Source organism: Arthrobacter sp. 05N428_2 (assembly GCF_056397065.1).
This window is the reverse complement of the sequence record NZ_JBFTMR010000007.1, coordinates 87,833-104,567: the sequence shown is the minus strand read 5'-3', so window position 1 is coordinate 104,567 and position 16,735 is coordinate 87,833. Positions and strand designations below refer to the sequence as shown.

Sequence of the window (16,735 nt, the reverse complement as noted above, 5' to 3'; positions counted from 1 at the left end):
GCCGCCGTGCCGTTCCTACCCCTGGGACGGCGCGGCTTCTGCGGCGGCACGGAATTCAGCGTCTTCAATGATGTCGATGGTCCGCATGTAGTGCTCACGCAGTAGTTTGGTGGCCGTCGGCGCATCCCGCACCATGGTCGCCTCGAGGATCGCGCGGTGCTCGGCCTCGATGTCCCGTGATTGCGCGCGCTGATCCGGGGCGGTCCACAGCCGGTATAGGGCGGTGGCTTCACCCAAAGTTGCAGCGAAGTCCTGCAACAGTGGGACAGAGCACGGCTCAAGCAATTTTGCATGGAACGCCTGGTGGGCGAGGAACCATTCGGACGTGATGTGGTTAGGATCTTCAGTCCCTCGGCGTGGGGTCCGTTCCAGCCGATGATGGACAGCGAGGAGGTCGGACTCCCACGTGACGTCGCCTCGCTCGATGGCCAGTGTCAGACCGTATTCTTCCACCCGACAGCGGAGCTCGCCCAGACCACGCAACTCTTCCAGGGTGTATTCCGCGATGAAAAAGCCCCGGTTGGGGCGGAACTGGAGGAGTTTTTCGCCGGCCAATCGCACCATGGCCTCGCGGACCACTGTGGAGCTGGCGTTGTATCGCTTGGTCAGTTCGCCAATCTGCAAGTTGGTACCGGGGGCCCATTGTGCAGCGAAGATATCGGCCCGCAGCATGTCGCGGACCCCCACGCTAATCGTCTCTGCATTCGCTTGTCGTGCCATGGATTAAGACTACACATACGCACTGATCATTCGAAAGTGCGTTATTGACTGCGGAATGCATTCTGCATACAGTTCAAGCAACACCAAGATTCCCCGACGGCGGATGTCGTCGGCCCCAGAAAGGATTTACATGCGCTACGCGAGTTACCTCACCCCGGCAGGACAGCCCACCTGGGGGCTGGAGATCGACGGCCAGCTGTTCGATCTGGGTCCCAGCGGCGTCAATGTTTCTCCTTCGCTTCAGTCGGCGATTGTGGACGACCTGCTTGCCACGGCACCGGAATCCGACGGTGCGCCGGTTCAGCCTGTGGAAGGAACCCAGTTCCTCCCTCTCCTGGCTGCGCCCGGCAAGGTGATCTGCATCGGTGTCAACTACCGCAGCCACCGTGAAGAGACGGGGCGGGCAGATGTTGGAAAGCCGACGGTGTTCGCACGTTTCTCCGACACGCTTGCCGCGCATGGAGCCGACTTGCCGATTCCCAGCGAGAGCGACATGTATGACTACGAGGGCGAGGTCGCATTGGTCGTGGGAGCTCCCGCGGACCACGTCCGCCCGGAGGATGCGCTCAAGGTCGTCGCCGGCTACGCCGCTTTTAATGATTTCAGTGCCCGTGACTGGCAGCGCCACACCGGACAGTGGACTCCCGGGAAGAACTTTCCGCTGAGTGGCGCCTTTGGCCCCTACTTCATGACCGCCGAGGAAGTCGGTGATGTCACCGAACTCGTCGTTGAGACGAGGGTCAATGGAGAAGTCCGGCAGCGCGCGGCGGTTGCGGACCTTATCTTCGACATCCCCGCGATCCTCGAATACGTGACGGCATTCACCCCGCTGTCCCCTGGTGACGTCATTGTGACCGGCACCCCCGGAGGCGTGGGGCTGTTCATGGAGCCGCCGACGTTCCTCGCCCCCGGCGACGTCGTCGAGGTTGAGGTCGGCAAGCTCGGTACTCTGCGCAACGTTCTCGTCGCCTAAAGATGCGCAAAGGTAATGCCATGGATCACTTCGATGTCGCGGTTGTCGGCGCCGGTCCGGTGGGACTGACTGCGGCGCTGCTGCTCGCCGACGGCGGCGCCCGTGTCGCGCTGCTCGACGCCGCCAACGCGCCGATGGACCTGCCACGGGCCATCAGCATCGCCGACGAAACCTTTCGGACCATGGACCGTTTGGGCCTTGCCGATGCGCTGAAGGAGGAGTCATTGCTCGGCACCGGGAGCCGTTACTTCGGACTGAACGACAGGCCACTTGCCTCGTCGAAACCGGCTCCTTCCCGCATCGGACACCCGGCCAAGTCACAGTTCGACCAGCCCGTGCTGGAAGACCTCCTCTGGACAAAAGCAAGCAATGACGAGCGCATCGCATTTCTCACAGGTGCTCAAGTCAACGCGATCGCCCAGGATAAAGACGGGGTCACCGTCGGTTTTCAATCCGACGACGGCAACGGAGCCGTGGCTGCCTCATGGCTTATCGGTGCTGACGGCGGCCGCAGTTTCGTCCGTGAAGCCCTGGGCATTGACCTGGTGGGGTCAACTCAGGAGGAACGCTGGGTAGTCATCGACCTGCTCAATGTGCCTGAGGCCCGCGAGCCCTACGCCGAGTTCCACGGCAACGGGACGCGTCCCTACGTTCTGGTACCCGGGATCAAAGGGCGTCTGCGCCTGGAGTTCATGCTTTTCGACCACGAAAGCGCGGACGAGATGACGGCACCGGCGCAAATTCTTGAGCTGTCCCGACCTTTCCATCCGCGAATCGGGACAGAGGATGTCAGGCGCGCCGTCGTCTACGTCGCCCACCAGCGCATCGCACGTACCTACCGCTCCGGCCGCTCCTTCCTGATCGGTGACGCCGCGCACCTCATGCCGCCCTTCTCAGGGCAGGGGCTGAACGCCGGGCTGCGCGACGCACTCAATCTCAGCTGGAAGCTGTTGGAAGTGCTCCGCGGCGCAGGCACGGACCGCCTCCTGTCCACCTACGAATCCGAACGCCGCACCCATGCAGCGAAAATGGTGAAGGTGTCACGCCGGACCGGGGCCGTTGTTATGGCTGTGGGCGCACTGAAGACCAACGTCCGGGACATCGCCTTCCGCACGGTCAGCCTCATTCCCGCGGTTCACCGGTATCTGGGATCCATGCGTTTCATCTCACCACCCGATTACCGCAACGGCGTGGCCATCAAGGCGGGACGGGATATCGACCGCCGGTTGGCGGCATCGGTCGGTTTCGCACTGAGCCAGCCGTCGGTGACCGGCCCGGACGGCGGGACGATGCCGCTCGATACTCATCTCGGCGACGGCTGGTCCCTCTTGACCCTGGAAGCAGAAAGCGCGTCACCGCAGAGGCCGGATCCATTCTGGGCCTTGCTCGGCGCCCGACGGCTTGTATTGGCAGGCACACCCGTTTCGCCGGCTGAGCAATACAGTTTTCCGCTGCTCCTCGACGCTGGACGGTTGCTCGCAGTCCCACGCCTGACGAAACCTCACACCCTGGTGGTTCGTCCGGATCGCTACGTCGCGGCAGTGTTCACCGACGACAGCGAACAGTCAGTCATCCAAAGTCTGCGCTCGTACGTCGATCCACGCTCGCGGCGATAACAATTTCAAGGAGAACGGAATGCCCAGCATGCAGGAATCGCGGTCCGAAACCGCACGGTTCGATGACCTCTATTGGGAACCTGGCGCGGAGCCCATTGTCGAGGACGACGCCTTTCTGGCGGAGATCATCGCGCAATCGGAACTTCCCGTGCTGCTCGTCGCGATCGCGGCGGCGCTCGGCGATACGTCGTCACTGAGTAGCGACCTACAACCTCCGCTGAGCCCGGTGGACACCCAACCCCATCCGCACGGTGGCATGTCCGCCGATCAGCAGGAAGGCGCAAAGGCAGTGGCGTTGGCCGGGTTGCGCGAGCTCCGGGACAATGGGATCACCGCGGTTGATCTGCTCCCGGATGAGACCGTCACTGATCTCCTGCGTTTCCTCACCGCGGGGCGTGAGCATTGGTACGATTCGCTGAAGCATGAGCTTGACCTCGCAGCGGACAAAGGTGGGGCCCCTCAATGGCATTTCGAGGACGTCGCTGATGGTCGCGAGTTCCCCGTGCTCATCGTCGGGGCAGGGATCGCCGGGATCGCTGCGGCACACAGGTATAAGCAAGCCGGGGTGCCCTTTATCGTCGTCGAAGACGCTCCAATGCTGGGTGGGACGTGGGCTAAGAACTCTTATCCTGGTGTCCGGCTCGACACCCCGACTTTCGGGTATTCGTACTCGTTCGCGCAGCGAGGCGACTGGCCCCACCAGTTCGCGAAGGGAGGGGACGTTCTCGACTACGTCCGCGACGTCGCCGAGCGCGCGGGAATCGTTGAGAATATCGAGTTCTCCACCCGGCTGAACCGGCTGCGCTGGGACGAGGGGGCCCGCAGGTGGGAGGCCACCACCCGGGATGCCGCCGGGAAAGAGCAGACCCGGAGCTTTGCGGCTGTCGTGAGCGCTCTCGGTCAGTTGGACCGCCCCAACATCCCTCATTTCGAGGGCGTCGACCAGTACCGCGGTGTGACCATGCACTCGCAGGAGTGGTCACACGAGGCGGACTATGCGGGAAAGCGCGTAGCCGTTATCGGCACAGGTGCCAGCGCTTACCAGATTGTGCCGGCACTGGCAGACGACGTTGAGAAACTGGTGCTGTTCCAGCGCACCGCACCCTGGATGCTGCCGGCACCGAACTATCACGACCGCGTCACCGACGCCTTCACCTGGCTGCGACGCAAGGTCCCGCACTATGCACAGTGGAACCGCCTATGGGCGACGGTTCAGGGCATCCCCGGCCGCTTGCACACCGTGACGGCAGAGGAAGGCTGGGAGGGAGCACCACTGAGCGTCTCCCGCAAGAACCAAGAGGTCCGCGACGTGCTGACCGGGCTCCTCGCAGCTCAATTCGCGGAACGCCCGGACCTACTGGCTCATGCCGTTCCCAACTACCCTCCGGGCGCAAAGCGGATGCTCCGTGACAACGGGGTGTGGGCCGCCGCCCTCAAATCCCCGCACACGACAGTTGTGACAGCGGGTATCGAGCGATTCACCGAGCGCGGCATAGTCGACGGTCATGGCGTTGAGCATGAAGTCGACATCGTCGTCTTCGCGACCGGCTTCAAGCCGTCGGATTACCTCGATGAGGTGGAGGTCATCGGTCGCGACGGTGTGGAGATTCACGACTTCTGGAAGGGCGACGCGCGCGCATACAACGGCATCACGGTGCCCGGCTTCCCCAACTTCTTCCTCATCTACGGCCCTAACGTCGGAGGTGTCGTCGCCGGGAGCCTGCACTTCATGATTGAACGTGCCGTCGAGTTCTCCCTCAAGTCTGTTTACGAGATCCTGCACAGGGGTGCCGCCGCCATCGACGTGAGGCCCGCGGCCTTGGACCGCTTTGTTGACTGGATCGACGCTGGCAACCGCCGGATGGCGTGGGGGCAGCCGTATGTGCACACGTGGTATCAGAACGCGCACGGCCGTGTTTCGCAAGTCTGGCCCTATACGAACGTGGAGTATTGGCAGATTACCGAGGCGGTCAGCGAGGGCGATCACGAGTTTATTCCGTGAACACCATGCTCGTGATTCCTACCCCGCGGTGGGCCGTGCGCGCCCATCTTCACGCAGGAGTGATCGACGCGCGGGGAGTGCGCTACGGGACTCCGAGGACTGATCCCCGGTTCGGTGAGATCGACGCGATTTCGTCAGGCGAAGTACAGACGCCGCCGATAGCCTTCCCACAGACGCCGGGTGTGCTCGACAACCTGCTGGGGCCCGCCCTCAGTGAGCTTGTGCAGCAGGAAGATGCGTTCACGCTTCGGGTCCAGGCGCCGGCGGGTGCCGACGGACTTCCCGTCGTGTTCTTCATTCCCGGCGGCGGCTTCACGACCGGCTCGGGCGAAAGCCGGTGGTACGAGTCGACAACCTTCGTGCGTGACGCGCGCATCGTCCTCGTCACGGTGAACTACCGGCTCGGCGTGTCGGGGCACTTCGGTCCGATCGGGGACCCGGCAGAGTCGACCAAGCCCGTCCGCGATCTCCAGGCCGCTTTGGAGTGGGTGCGGGAGAACATCAGCGCCTTTGGCGGGGATCCCGGGAGCATAACGATCGCGGGAGATTCTGCGGGGGCGTGGTACGCCTACGCGCTCAGTACCGACCCCCGCATGCGCGGTTTGGCCGCGCGGACGCTGCTGATCAGCATGCCTCGGTTGGCGCCGCTGCCCGTGGACACCTGGCTTCGGCATCGGGCGGCGATCATCGACGCCGTGGGCTCAGAGACGGCTCTGCTGAGCGCGCCGGTCGGGGCGCTACTTGCAGCGCAGGGAAGCGCCCGGGCCGGCCTCCAGGCTTTTCCCTACATGCCCGCTGAATCACAGGAAACGCCGAGCGACCTGGCACGTTACGCTTCCTCCGCCCAGAGAATCCATACCGACGCTGTCCTTCTCATTACGACAGCCGAGGAGTCTGCCGGCTTCCTTCGTAGCCAGCCGCGCGCGGATTACTCGAAGGCAGACGTGGACCGGTTTATCGATCGGACCTTTACCGATCCCGCAGCAGCGGCGGCCCGTCTCGAAAGCTGTGGCGATGATCCTGACGCCTACTTACGAATAGTGCGCGCGGCCACGTTGGCGCACTTTCGCATACCCGCACTTGAGATCGCAGCCCACGCACCCGTCCCCGCGCAAGTCGTCCGGCTGGATCACCGCAGCAAGCTCGAGGCAGCCTACGCGCCACACTGCTTCGTTTTGCCGTTCATCTTCGGCGACACCGCCCAATGGCACGATGCCCCAATGCTCGAAGGCGCTTCGATGTCAGAATCGGCGCGGGTAACCGTCGCCATGCGAAAGCTGGTCACTGACTTCGTGTACAGGGGAGTGGCGAAGCCCGACCGATTCGACTGTCTTGCTCCACAAACACTCAGCCTTGACGCTGAAGGTATTCGCCTAGAGCCAGCGCTCGAAGCCGGGTTGAGCGTGCGCGACGCTGACAGCAAATAGGCCCATCGGTGGGAGCGGGGTCCTGAAATCGTAAAGCTTTCCCGATCAACCATAACGGACAGCCGACAAGGCAGGGCGGTGAAAGCCGCAACGAGATTGAGGATCCCTAAATATGCATGCAGAGACAGATTGTCTCGTCGTTACCATTCACGCTCGAAGAGAATTGGATGCCGCCTTGGACAGGGCTGTCGATCTCTTGAAGCCCGCAGCCATCCTCAGGCAGGCCGGTATCTCGGTCACGCGGCTGGCCCCTGGCCGCTACGAGGTGTGTCTCACGGGCGACGTCCCGCCGGGCGTAACGATGGAAAGCTGGGGCACATTCCGCAGACAGACAGACATACGATCAGGCCACGCACGCTACTAGGAGGACGAGCAAAATGACACGAATTGGGATCGTGGCCGAATTAGGCCACGAAACAAGGGTGGCAGCGACGCCCACGACTGTGAAGCAATTGTTGGGGTTGGGCTACGAGGTTGTGGTTGAGAAGGGTGCGGGGGAGTCTGCGTCGTTTCGTGATGAGGCGTATGCCGAGGCGGGTGCCGTTATTGTTGGGGCCGATGATGCGTGGGGCAGTGAGGTGGTGCTGCGGGTTAACCCGCCCACGGAGGAGGAGATTGGACGTCTGGCTGACGGGGCGACGCTGATCGGGTCGTTGAGCCCGGGGCTGCGTCCGGAGCTGGTGGAGGCGCTGGCTGCGCGTCCGATCACCGCCCTTGCCCTGGATGCGGTGCCGCGCATTTCGCGGGCGCAGTCGATGGATGTGCTCAGCTCGATGGCGAACATTGCCGGCTACCGGGCCGTGATTGAGGCTGCGCATGAATTCGGCAGGTTTTTCACGGGCCAGGTGACTGCCGCGGGCAAGGTCCCGCCGGCGAAGGTCCTGGTCGCCGGTGCCGGCGTGGCGGGTCTGGCGGCGATCGGGGCGGCGAGCAGCCTCGGCGCGATCGTGCGTGCCACGGACCCGCGGCCCGAGGTGGCCGACCAGGTGAAGTCCATCGGCGGGACCTACCTCAAGGTTGAGGTCGCCGAGCAGATGCAGTCCTCGGACGGCTACGCGAAGGCCACGTCCGAGGCATACAACGCTCGGGCGGCAGAAATGTACACGGAGCAGGCACGGGACGTGGACATCATCATCACCACCGCCCTGATCCCGGGGCGTCCGGCGCCGAAGCTGCTCACGGCCGAGGACGTGGCAGGTATGAGGGCCGGCAGCGTGATCGTTGACATGGCCGCAGGGCAGGGCGGGAACGTGGAAGGCTCGGTCGCCGGGGAACGCGTGGTGACCGATAACGGTGTGGTGATCCTGGGTTACACGGACCTTCCGGCCCGGTTGCCGGCCCAGGCGTCCCAGCTGTACGGGACGAATATGCTGAACCTGCTCAAGCTCCTGACCAAGGACAAGGACGGGGTCCTGCGGATCGACTTTGATGACGTGGTGCAGCGCTCGGTGACGGTGGTCCGGGACGGAGAGAAGACCTGGCCGCCACCCCCGGTCCAGGTCTCCGCTGCACCGGTAGGGAAGACGGAAACCGGGACGGCGGTCGAAAGCACTGCGCCAAAGAAGAAGCAAGGCCTCAGCGCCGCAGTTAAGGCCGGGATCTTTGCCACGGGCATCGCAGTCTTGTTCTGGATCAACGCGGTGGCCCCGGCGCCGCTGCCGCAGCACTTCACGGTGCTCATGCTCTCGATCGTGGTCGGTTTCTACGTCATCGGCAAAGTCCACCACGCCCTCCACACCCCGCTGATGTCTGTCACCAACGCCATCTCCGGGATCATCGTCGTCGGTGCGCTGCTGCAGGTCACTTCCGAGAACCCCGTGATGCAGGTCCTGGCCGCGGTCTCGGTGCTGCTGGCCAGCATTAACATCTTCGGCGGGTTCGCTGTGACCCGGCGGATGCTCGCGATGTTCTCCCGCGGTGAGAAGACACGTTCATGAGCGAGGTACCCGAAGCAGCAGCCCGAATCGTATCGAGGAGCTTTACCGTGTCTGAAATCGTCTCCGGTCCGTTGACCGCAGAATCCATCGCGGGGGCGGCCTACATCGTCGCGGCCCTGCTGTTCATCCTCAGCCTTGCCGGTTTGAGCAGGCATGAGAAAGCCCGGTCCGGGGTCATCTACGGCATCACCGGCATGGTCATCGCCCTCGCCGCGACCATCTGGCTGACCCTGCAGGGCGCCTGGGGCACCGGCCACGGCCTGACCGGGCTGGCCCTGCTCGCAGGTGCGGTCCTGGTCGGCGGAGCCATCGGGCTCTGGCGTGCCCGCGTCGTGGAAATGACCGGCATGCCGGAGCTGATTGCGCTGCTGCACAGCTTCGTTGGCCTCGCCGCGGTGCTGGTGGGCTGGAACGGGCACCTCGAGGTCCCGGCCCTGTCCGCTGACCTGATGGCCGTCCACCACGCCGAGGTCTTCATCGGCGTGTTCATCGGTGCGGTGACCTTCACCGGCTCGATCGTGGCATTCCTGAAACTCTCGGCCCGGATGAAGTCCTCACCCCTGACGCTGCCGGGCAAGAACGCGATCAACCTCGGCGCCCTTGCGGCATTCATTGCCCTGACCGTCTGGTACGTCAACGATTCGCAGCTGTGGCTGCTCATCATTGTCACTGTCCTCGCCCTCGGGCTGGGCTGGCATCTGGTGGCCTCCATCGGAGGCGGCGACATGCCCGTGGTCGTGTCCATGCTCAACAGCTACTCCGGCTGGGCCGCCGCCGCCGCGGGGTTCCTGCTGAACAACGATCTATTGATCATCACCGGCGCACTGGTGGGCTCCTCGGGTGCCTACCTGTCCTACATCATGTGCAAGGCCATGAACCGGTCCTTCATCTCCGTGATCGCCGGAGGGTTCGGCGTCGCAGCACCCTCCGGGGCGGACACCGAGTACGGCGAGCACCGCGAAATCACGGCCCAGGCCACCGCGGAAATGCTGTCCAACGCGACCAGCGTTGTCATCACCCCCGGCTACGGCATGGCCGTGGCCCAGGCCCAGTATCCCGTCGCTGAACTGGCGCACCAGCTCCGCGAACGCGGCGTGAATGTCCGGTTCGGCATACACCCCGTCGCCGGCAGGTTGCCCGGTCACATGAACGTGCTGCTCGCCGAAGCCAAAGTCCCCTACGACATTGTCCTGGAAATGGACGAAATCAATGAGGACCTCGGTGGCACCTCCGTGGTCCTGGTCATCGGGGCCAACGACACCGTGAACCCCTCAGCCGCAGAGGACCCGTCCAGCCCCATCGCCGGCATGCCCGTCCTCCGGGTCTGGGAAGCGGACAACGTCGTGGTGTTCAAGCGCTCCATGGCCGCAGGCTACGCCGGAGTGCGAAACCCTTTGTTCTTCCGGGAGAACTCCCAAATGCTTTTCGGCGACGCCAAACAACGCGTCGAAGACATCCTCCGCGCCTTTTAACGACTAAATGCCCTGGAGAGGGGCGGAGCCTGAAGCACCGATGAACGGCACTGAATCAATGCCGCTCATCGGTGCTTTTTGGCTTTCTCGGCCGACCCATCGGGGCCTTACTGGCCGGTTAAAACTTTCTGGTGGAAGGCCGCATAGTCCTCATAGGCGAGCAGGTCATAGAGCCTGTCTCTGGTTTGCACGGGAGTGCCTAGGGCTCGACGAGCATCAGCATTGTTTCCGGACGGACGCCGTCGAACTTCATCGCCTCGGCTGCCTCTGGCGACTCCATAATTCGCTGGAACGTGTCCATGTCGGGGACTTGGACAATCAAGCCCACCCGGTTGCTCTTTGCCGGGTCGGAGAAGGGTCGAACCGTGATGCCCAGAGGCCCGAAGACTTCTTCCCGTTTGGGTGAACTGAGCCAGTGTTCGACGTCGTTGACTTCATGGAAGATCAATAGTGTTGGCATCGCTTGCCTCTGCTTTCCGGGACTGTGCCAGGAGCCGGGCTGGTCAAGGGGCCGCGTCGGGACATCCTGATCACGCTGAACGTACCACGGCCCCGAATGCAGCGGTAGCGGCGAAACTAACAGTCCGGCCCCTCGGAGCGAGCTTGCTCAGGACACGGCGAAGAGGGCCAGCGCAAGGCCTGCGGCGACAAGGGCCTCACGGCCGCCGTTCAGGAAAGACACCGCCTTTTGGCCCGATTTGGCGCGGAGCGTGAAGGTGGCCAGCAGCCATCCGACCGTGGCGAAGGCCATCGCCACGGCGGCCAAAAGGTCAACCAGCAGCACACCGAGTTCATGGCCGGGTACGCCCGTCGCCGAGCCCGCGTTGCGGGCGGCTTCGAACACGACCCAGCCCCCAATGACGGCAAGGACGGCGTGATACGCGGAAATACCGGGACCACCGACGACGGCGGGCGTCGGCGTCGTCAGTTGGAACACCGTGCGCCCTGCAAACCAGAGGAACACCGCTCCGAGGACCATCGTCAACGGCAACTGCCAGGCGGGTGCCCAGCCCAGTTCCGCCGCCATGACCGTCCCGGTTATCAGGACAGCTCCGGCAGCACCCGCGCTGCCGGCGACTGTTTTGGTCCGGATTACCGATACAAGGCTAAGGACGGCAACGGCGGCGAAAATCAGCACAAGCGCGGTCACTACAAAGGTGCTGCGGAACATCAGGAAATACCTCTCGGAAAGCAACGTTCCCACCAACGGTAGGCCGGGATATCGCCGCGGATGTGGCGTTCGCGTCGGCCCGTGTCCGGGCCGAGTCGTCACCGCACCGGACACGAGGGTACACAACCAATGTGAGTGCTTCCCGGGGACGCCCTGTGCGCCCGCTGTAAAGCGCTCCCGCGAGTATTGATAAGCCCGCCTCCGGGCTCCCGGATGATGTGGCCTAGCGGCTGCTCACCGGGCCGAACAGCTTGGCGATGGGCGCGAGCACGAGCGGGCGGGCCGCGTACCACCCGGCCACTGTGACGGCGATGGCGGCCGCGAAGAGCCAGAACCCCACCCAGTTGACCACGTCGGTGCCGCCGAACATGTGGTTCAAGTTGCGCAACGCACCGGTCGCGAACACCAGGAACACGTGGACCAGGATGAACAGCACGAAGAACAGCATGGTGGGGAAGTGAACGGCGCGCGCAGCTTCCACCGGGTAGGCCTTGTTCAGCGCCTTGGCGTTCTTCGGCCAGAACTCGCTCATGCGCGCACCCGTGACGGCCGCGAGCGGGGCCGCGATGAACACCACGAGGAAGTACATGAGTTGCTGCAGGCTGTTGTAGTTCACCCAGCCGGTCTCCACGGGCCAGTCGAGGGTCATGTACTGCAGGAGCGCGGAGAGCGCGTTGGGGAACACTTCCCAGCTGGTCGGGACGATCCGCACCCAGCGGCCGGAGGCAAACAGCAGCACCGCAAAGATGAGGCCGTTGGCCAGCCACAAGATGTCGAGCGACTGGTGCAGCCACAGGTTGATGCTGATCTTCTTGCCGCCGCGCTTCGGCGTCCAGAACGCCGGCGGCTTCTGCTGGGTGCGCACCTGGTAGCCGGAGCGGATGATGAGCACCATCAGGAAGATGTTGAAGAAGTGCGCCCACTGCGCCCACCACGGGAATCCGGCCTCGGCCGTCGCGGGCAGGCTGTATTCGCCGGGGTAGCGCTTGAGGAACTCCGGCACGCCCGGCAGCGTCGTCACACCGCGCGCGGCGAGCACCAGAATCCCGGCGGCGGCCACGGCGCCGACCGCGAGGAGCGCGACCAGCTTGACCCACTGGCCCAGCGTTCGCGAACCGTAGAGCTTCGCCTCGGCTGCGGCCTTCGCCGGTTTGTCTGCAGGGACCGCCTTTGGGACAGGCACCGCCGGAGCCACGACGGCGGCAGGCGCCGCGGGAGCCGCACTCACCAGGGCCGGTGCTTCAGGCGCGGCGACAGCGGGAGCCGCAGGTTCGGCAGTCACCGTAGCCGGTGCCGCAGCGACAGCCATCGCAGCAACTGCAGGCGCGAATCCTTCGGGCGGCCACGGTTCACCACCGGGGACACGGGGGAGACCGCGACGAAGCGCGGTGGTTCCCGCCGTCGTCGTCGTGGGTGCTGTTTCCGAAGTCGCTGCGGACGGCGTCGCCGCCGGCACTGTCTTCTCATCAGCTTCTGCGGTCGGCGCGGGCGCGACGGCGGCAGCGGGAGATGTAGCTGAGACCGAAACCTCGCCCGCCGGAGGCCAAGGCTCGCCGCCCGGAACACGCGGCAGGCCACGGCGAAGCTGCCGCGACACCCCGGCGTCGGACTTAACGACAGGGACCGGAGCGGACGCCGCCGTCGTAGCCGGCACCGTTTCCTGAAGGGCAGCCTCTGCCGCCTCAACCGGAACAATACGCGCGGGTGCCTGACCAGCCGGAGGCCAGGGGTCACCGCCTTCGACGCGCGGCAGGCCCCGGCGGATGGGCCCAGACTGAGTTGCCATCGCTACTTCTTCCGGGCCTCAAGGGCGCTGATCAGCTGCGGTACAACCTTGAAGAGGTCGCCCACCACGCCAAAGTCGGCGATCTCGAAGATCGGCGCATCCCCGTCCTTGTTGATGGCGACGATTGTCTTCGCGGTCTGCATGCCCGCCCGGTGCTGAATCGCGCCGGAAATGCCCAGCGCGATATAGAGCTGCGACGACACGGAAACCCCGGTCTGACCCACCTGGGCCGTCTGCGGGATGTAGCCGGCATCCACCGCGGCACGCGAGGCGCCGACGGCGGCACCGAGGGTGTCGGCGAGCTGTCCGACGAGGGCGAACTGTTCCTCGGAGCCGAGACCGCGGCCACCCGCGACGACCTTCGCGGCACCGCGCAGCTCCGGCCTGGTGGTGGCGATTACCGCCTCATCGAAGGAGTCGATCCGCGCGGCAGGCTTCCCGGAGGGCGGCACTGCCAGGGTTTCCGATGTCCCCGGCTGGGCAGCGGCCCGCGCTTCGATGGAGCCCTGGCGGACCGTGATGACCGGCGCCCCGAACGTGGCCGTTGACGTTACGTCGTAGGCGCCGCCGTAGACGGAATGGTGTGCGACGACGCCCTCGTCATCGCGGGACACCCCGACGGCGTCGGCGGAAACCGCGGCCCGCGAACGGGCGGCGTAGCGGCCGGCGAGGTCCCGCCCGTTCAGCGAATGCGAGATCAGGATGGCGTCCGGCTGCACCTGATCCACGGCCGCGGCAAGTGCGTCAACGCTCGGCACGCCGAGCGCGGCGGGATCCGGGGTCTCGGCGACCAGGACGCGCGCGGCACCGAGGGCCGCGGCCTCCGCTGCGGCGGCGCTTCCGGTGCCGGGTGCGGCAAGTACCAAGGCGACCGGGGTGCCGACCGCTGCGGCAGCGCCGAGGAGTCCGGCCGCCGCCTTCTCGAGTTCACCGGAAGCCAGGCTTTCCACGACGACGAGGATGGCGTCCGGAGGGAAATCAGTCATGTCGTTCTTCCTTACGCCAGTCGGTTTTCGATCAGGAACTCGGCGAGCTTCTCGCCGGCATCACCCTCGTCAATGATCTTGACGCCCGCCGCGCGCGGTGGCTTCTCGGCAACGGCCAGCATGATCGAACGTGCCGCGTCCGGGCTGTCCGCGGTGACCCCGAGGTCCGCGAGGGTCAGCACCTCCAGCGGCTTCTTCTTAGCGGCCATGATTCCCTTGAAGTTGGGGAAGCGCGGCCCGGGAAGCGCCTCGGTAATAGAAATCACCGCGGGCAGGGTCGCCGAAACCTGCTGCACTCCGGAGTCAAGGGGCCGGGTGCCGGACACCGCGCCGTCGATGATCTCCACGGCGCTGAGGCCGGTGGCCAGGGGCACGTCAAGCAGTTCGGCCAGCATCGCGGGCATCATGCCGCCGGACCCGTCGGTGGAGACGTTGCCGGTGATCACGAGGTCAAACCCCATGCGGCGGATCGCGGCTGCGAGGGTATCGGCGGTCAGTCCAAGATCCGCACCCCGGAGCGCCTCGTCGCAGATGTGGGTGGCGCTTCCCGCGCCCATCGCGAGCCCCTTGCGGATGGTCGCGGTCGCGCCCTCGGGAGCGAGGGAGAGGACTGCGACGTCGGTGCCCTCGTTCTTGTCGGCGTACTTCAGGGCCAGTTCCAAGGCCCGCTCGCCGATCTCATCGATGACTGTCTCGCTGGCTTCCCGGTCGGCGAGGCCTGTTTCGAGGTTCAGTTTGCGGTCCCCGTAGGTGTCGGGGACTTCCTTGACTAGGACGATAATCTTCATCGATGGCTCTTCCTGTGGCGGGCGCGTCTCAGTCGAGGAGACATGCCGAATCTCCATAGAGTCTACGAAAGTGCGGCGCCGCTTGGGGGACAGGGCCCGTGTCGTGCACTGGGCGCCCTTTCTGACACACGTTCGACGGCGCCTGACCGGCCGAGACTGCCGTTGAACAGGTTGGCCGGCGGCCGCACCGTTCGGCTAGGGCAGCAGCGACGGGCGCAGCAGGACCGCGTCGGCCGCCCGATCCGGGTCGAGCGGCACGGGGCTGATCAGGACTGCCGGACCGCGGTGCAGGACGCCGTCGGAAAGCACGCGGCAGCGCACGCCGCCGCGCCCGCGCATGGCCTTATGGGCGCCCGGGGCGAGCATCTCATTCATCCAGGCACAGGGATGGGCGGGCCGCCCGGCTTTGAGGTGGACCAGACCGCCGCCGGATTCCAGCGCGAAGTCGTGCCCCAGTAGGGGCGCCAGCTGGGCTCCCCGGATCACGACGTTGCGCCGCGTCAGGAGCGGGTCAAGCGGTGCCGTCCCCAGCTCGGCGGCGATGGCTTCCAGGGCCTCCGCCGCGAAGACGGTGACGGCGGCGTCCATGTGCGCGGCCTTGCCGAAGAACCGGTCGCCGACGATGCCCTTGCCGGCAACCAGCTCCGCCTGCTCGGCATCAGTGGTGGGAACGTCGGCCGCACCCTCGCGGGCCCGGCCGAAGTAGGCGTGGGCCGGCGACACGAGAAGGTGCAGGATCTCGACGTCGTACCTGTAACTAGCCGTCATGCTTCAACGCTAGCCTGCGCCGAGACCCGAATACATCGGCCGTGCATCGGAACCCGTGCGGCCCGCTTGGGGCCGTCAGATGGTGAGTGCTACCTTGCCGCGCACCTGACCGCTCTCCAGGAAGCGGATTGCGTCTTCCGCCTCAGCCAGCGTGAAGGACCGGTGCAAGGCCGGGACCACTGTGCCCGCCTCGAGGAACGGGGCAAGGTCTTGCAAATCGGCGGCCCGGACGAGGCCGAGGAACATGGTCAGCCGCTGGCTGATGAACGGTGACAGCGCCATGGCACCCAGCTGGCGGTGCAGACCCCCGGTCAGCTTCCCGCCCTCCTCACCGCCGGTGATGACGGCAGTTCCTGCAGGGGTCAGGGCGCGGCGCAGGCGTGAGATCCGCGGGTTTCCCGCAATGTCAAGGATGAGGTCGAAAGGCCCAGCGGCGGCGAAATCCTCGCGCGTGTAGTCGATGACGTTGTCCGCGCCGAGGGCGCGGACAAAATCGACCTTTTCCGTTCTGCAAACCCCGGTGACCTGCGCGCCATAGCCTTTGGCCAGCTGGACCGCGTAGCTGCCGACGCCGCCGGCGGCACCGGTGACCAGTACCTTCTGTCCCTCCCGGATCTTCCCCGCGCGTAGTCCCTGAAGAGCGGTCACTGCGGACACCGGCACCACTGCGGCCTGCTCGAAGGAGAGGGCCGGGGGTTTAGGCGCCAGTTTGGCCTCGGATGCAAGGGCGTATTCGGCGTAGGAACCGCGGCCGCTGCCGTACACCGCGTCACCAACGGCGAACCGCGTGACTTCGGGACCGACGGCCTCCACGGTCCCTGCGAGATCCAGGCCCAGTACCGCGCCCCTTGGTTTCCGCAAACCGAAGGCAACGCGGCCCAGGTACGGCAGGCCGGTCATGATGTGCCAGACACCGCGGTCGACGCCGGCCGCCCGGACACGGACGAGCACATCGTCGCCTTTGACTTCGGGACGCGGCACCTGCTCCAGGCGCAGTACCTCCGGCCCCCCATAGCTTTCCCGAACAACTGCGCGCATGTGGTCCATGGTCCTGGTGCCGGCTACTTCAGGGCTTTCCTGGGTTGTCAT

Annotated in this window: 14 protein-coding genes; 6 read left to right on the top strand and 8 right to left on the bottom strand. The window is 65.3% G+C overall.

Features of this window, described 5'->3' with window-relative positions:
• Nucleotides 1-15: 15 nt before the first annotated feature.
• Nucleotides 16-720, bottom strand: a complete 705-nt coding sequence (locus AC1DGI_RS09905; protein WP_441402066.1) for a GntR family transcriptional regulator — start codon at nt 718-720, stop codon at nt 16-18.
• A 130-nt stretch (nt 721-850) separates the two neighbouring features.
• Between AC1DGI_RS09905 and AC1DGI_RS09900 the strand changes: the two genes are divergently transcribed.
• The 6 genes from AC1DGI_RS09900 (at nt 851) to pntB (ending at nt 10,147) form a co-directional block, all read left to right on the top strand.
• A complete protein-coding gene (locus AC1DGI_RS09900; protein ID WP_476898663.1) occupies nt 851-1,693 on the top strand; it encodes a fumarylacetoacetate hydrolase family protein in 843 nt (280 codons plus the stop codon).
• Nucleotides 1,694-1,695: 2 nt separating this feature from the next.
• Entirely contained in the window at nt 1,696-3,309 is a 1,614-nt protein-coding gene (locus AC1DGI_RS09895) for an FAD-dependent monooxygenase (protein ID WP_476898662.1), read from the top strand.
• 19 nt (nt 3,310-3,328) lie between these two features.
• The gene (locus AC1DGI_RS09890; RefSeq protein WP_476898661.1) at nt 3,329-5,311 is read left to right on the top strand and encodes a flavin-containing monooxygenase; all 1,983 of its coding nucleotides are present in this window, start codon (nt 3,329-3,331) and stop codon (nt 5,309-5,311) included.
• 5 nt (nt 5,312-5,316) lie between these two features.
• Nucleotides 5,317-6,738 (top strand): carboxylesterase family protein, encoded by a 1,422-nt coding sequence (locus tag AC1DGI_RS09885; RefSeq protein WP_476898759.1) that lies wholly within the window; start codon nt 5,317-5,319, stop codon nt 6,736-6,738.
• Nucleotides 6,739-7,115: 377 nt separating this feature from the next.
• Nucleotides 7,116-8,675, top strand: coding sequence for a Re/Si-specific NAD(P)(+) transhydrogenase subunit alpha (locus tag AC1DGI_RS09880; RefSeq protein ID WP_476898660.1), 1,560 nt, complete (start codon nt 7,116-7,118; stop codon nt 8,673-8,675).
• Nucleotides 8,672-10,147, top strand: a complete 1,476-nt coding sequence (pntB, locus tag AC1DGI_RS09875) for a Re/Si-specific NAD(P)(+) transhydrogenase subunit beta (RefSeq protein WP_476898659.1) — start codon at nt 8,672-8,674, stop codon at nt 10,145-10,147. Before AC1DGI_RS09880 ends, pntB begins: the two co-directional genes overlap by 4 nt.
• 199 nt (nt 10,148-10,346) lie before the next feature.
• On the opposite strand, the gene AC1DGI_RS09870 is transcribed toward pntB, so the two are convergent.
• From AC1DGI_RS09870 to AC1DGI_RS09840, 7 genes are all read right to left on the bottom strand, one after another.
• On the bottom strand, nt 10,347-10,607 hold the full coding sequence (locus AC1DGI_RS09870) for a hypothetical protein (protein ID WP_441399519.1): 261 nt from the start codon (nt 10,605-10,607) through the stop codon (nt 10,347-10,349).
• Between the two features lie 147 nt (nt 10,608-10,754).
• Complete coding sequence (locus AC1DGI_RS09865; RefSeq protein ID WP_476898658.1) at nt 10,755-11,318, bottom strand: hypothetical protein; 564 nt, start codon at nt 11,316-11,318, stop codon at nt 10,755-10,757.
• A gap of 223 nt (nt 11,319-11,541) precedes the next feature.
• Nucleotides 11,542-12,501 (bottom strand): cytochrome b/b6 domain-containing protein, encoded by a 960-nt coding sequence (locus tag AC1DGI_RS09860; RefSeq protein WP_476898657.1) that lies wholly within the window; start codon nt 12,499-12,501, stop codon nt 11,542-11,544.
• 605 nt (nt 12,502-13,106) lie between these two features.
• Entirely contained in the window at nt 13,107-14,090 is a 984-nt protein-coding gene (locus AC1DGI_RS09855) for an electron transfer flavoprotein subunit alpha/FixB family protein (protein ID WP_476898656.1), read from the bottom strand.
• A gap of 11 nt (nt 14,091-14,101) precedes the next feature.
• Nucleotides 14,102-14,878, bottom strand: coding sequence for an electron transfer flavoprotein subunit beta/FixA family protein (locus tag AC1DGI_RS09850; protein ID WP_441399514.1), 777 nt, complete (start codon nt 14,876-14,878; stop codon nt 14,102-14,104).
• Nucleotides 14,879-15,073: 195 nt separating this feature from the next.
• Entirely contained in the window at nt 15,074-15,646 is a 573-nt protein-coding gene (locus AC1DGI_RS09845; protein WP_476898655.1) for an MOSC domain-containing protein, read from the bottom strand.
• 75 nt (nt 15,647-15,721) lie between these two features.
• Nucleotides 15,722-16,735: an NAD(P)-dependent alcohol dehydrogenase gene (locus tag AC1DGI_RS09840; RefSeq protein ID WP_476898654.1), complete on the bottom strand. Its 1,014-nt coding sequence runs from the start codon at nt 16,733-16,735 to the stop codon at nt 15,722-15,724.

Bases quoted from the DNA above. Each gene is read 5' to 3' on its own strand.
- AC1DGI_RS09850 (WP_441399514.1), bottom strand. From the start codon at position 14,878: ATGAAGATTATCGTCCTAGTCAAGGAAGTCCCCGACACCTACGGGGAC.
- AC1DGI_RS09840 (WP_476898654.1), bottom strand. From the start codon at position 16,735: ATGACAACCCAGGAAAGCCCTGAAGTAGCCGGCACCAGGACCATGGAC.
- pntB (WP_476898659.1), top strand. From the start codon at position 8,672: ATGAGCGAGGTACCCGAAGCAGCAGCCCGAATCGTATCGAGGAGCTTT.
- AC1DGI_RS09890 (WP_476898661.1), top strand. From the start codon at position 3,329: ATGCCCAGCATGCAGGAATCGCGGTCCGAAACCGCACGGTTCGATGAC.
- AC1DGI_RS09880 (WP_476898660.1), top strand. From the start codon at position 7,116: ATGACACGAATTGGGATCGTGGCCGAATTAGGCCACGAAACAAGGGTG.
- AC1DGI_RS09895 (WP_476898662.1), top strand. From the start codon at position 1,696: ATGCGCAAAGGTAATGCCATGGATCACTTCGATGTCGCGGTTGTCGGC.
- AC1DGI_RS09855 (WP_476898656.1), bottom strand. From the start codon at position 14,090: ATGACTGATTTCCCTCCGGACGCCATCCTCGTCGTCGTGGAAAGCCTG.
- AC1DGI_RS09900 (WP_476898663.1), top strand. From the start codon at position 851: ATGCGCTACGCGAGTTACCTCACCCCGGCAGGACAGCCCACCTGGGGG.
- AC1DGI_RS09905 (WP_441402066.1), bottom strand. From the start codon at position 720: ATGGCACGACAAGCGAATGCAGAGACGATTAGCGTGGGGGTCCGCGAC.
- AC1DGI_RS09865 (WP_476898658.1), bottom strand. From the start codon at position 11,318: ATGTTCCGCAGCACCTTTGTAGTGACCGCGCTTGTGCTGATTTTCGCC.
- AC1DGI_RS09885 (WP_476898759.1), top strand. From the start codon at position 5,317: ATGCTCGTGATTCCTACCCCGCGGTGGGCCGTGCGCGCCCATCTTCAC.
- AC1DGI_RS09845 (WP_476898655.1), bottom strand. From the start codon at position 15,646: ATGACGGCTAGTTACAGGTACGACGTCGAGATCCTGCACCTTCTCGTG.
- AC1DGI_RS09870 (WP_441399519.1), bottom strand. From the start codon at position 10,607: ATGCCAACACTATTGATCTTCCATGAAGTCAACGACGTCGAACACTGG.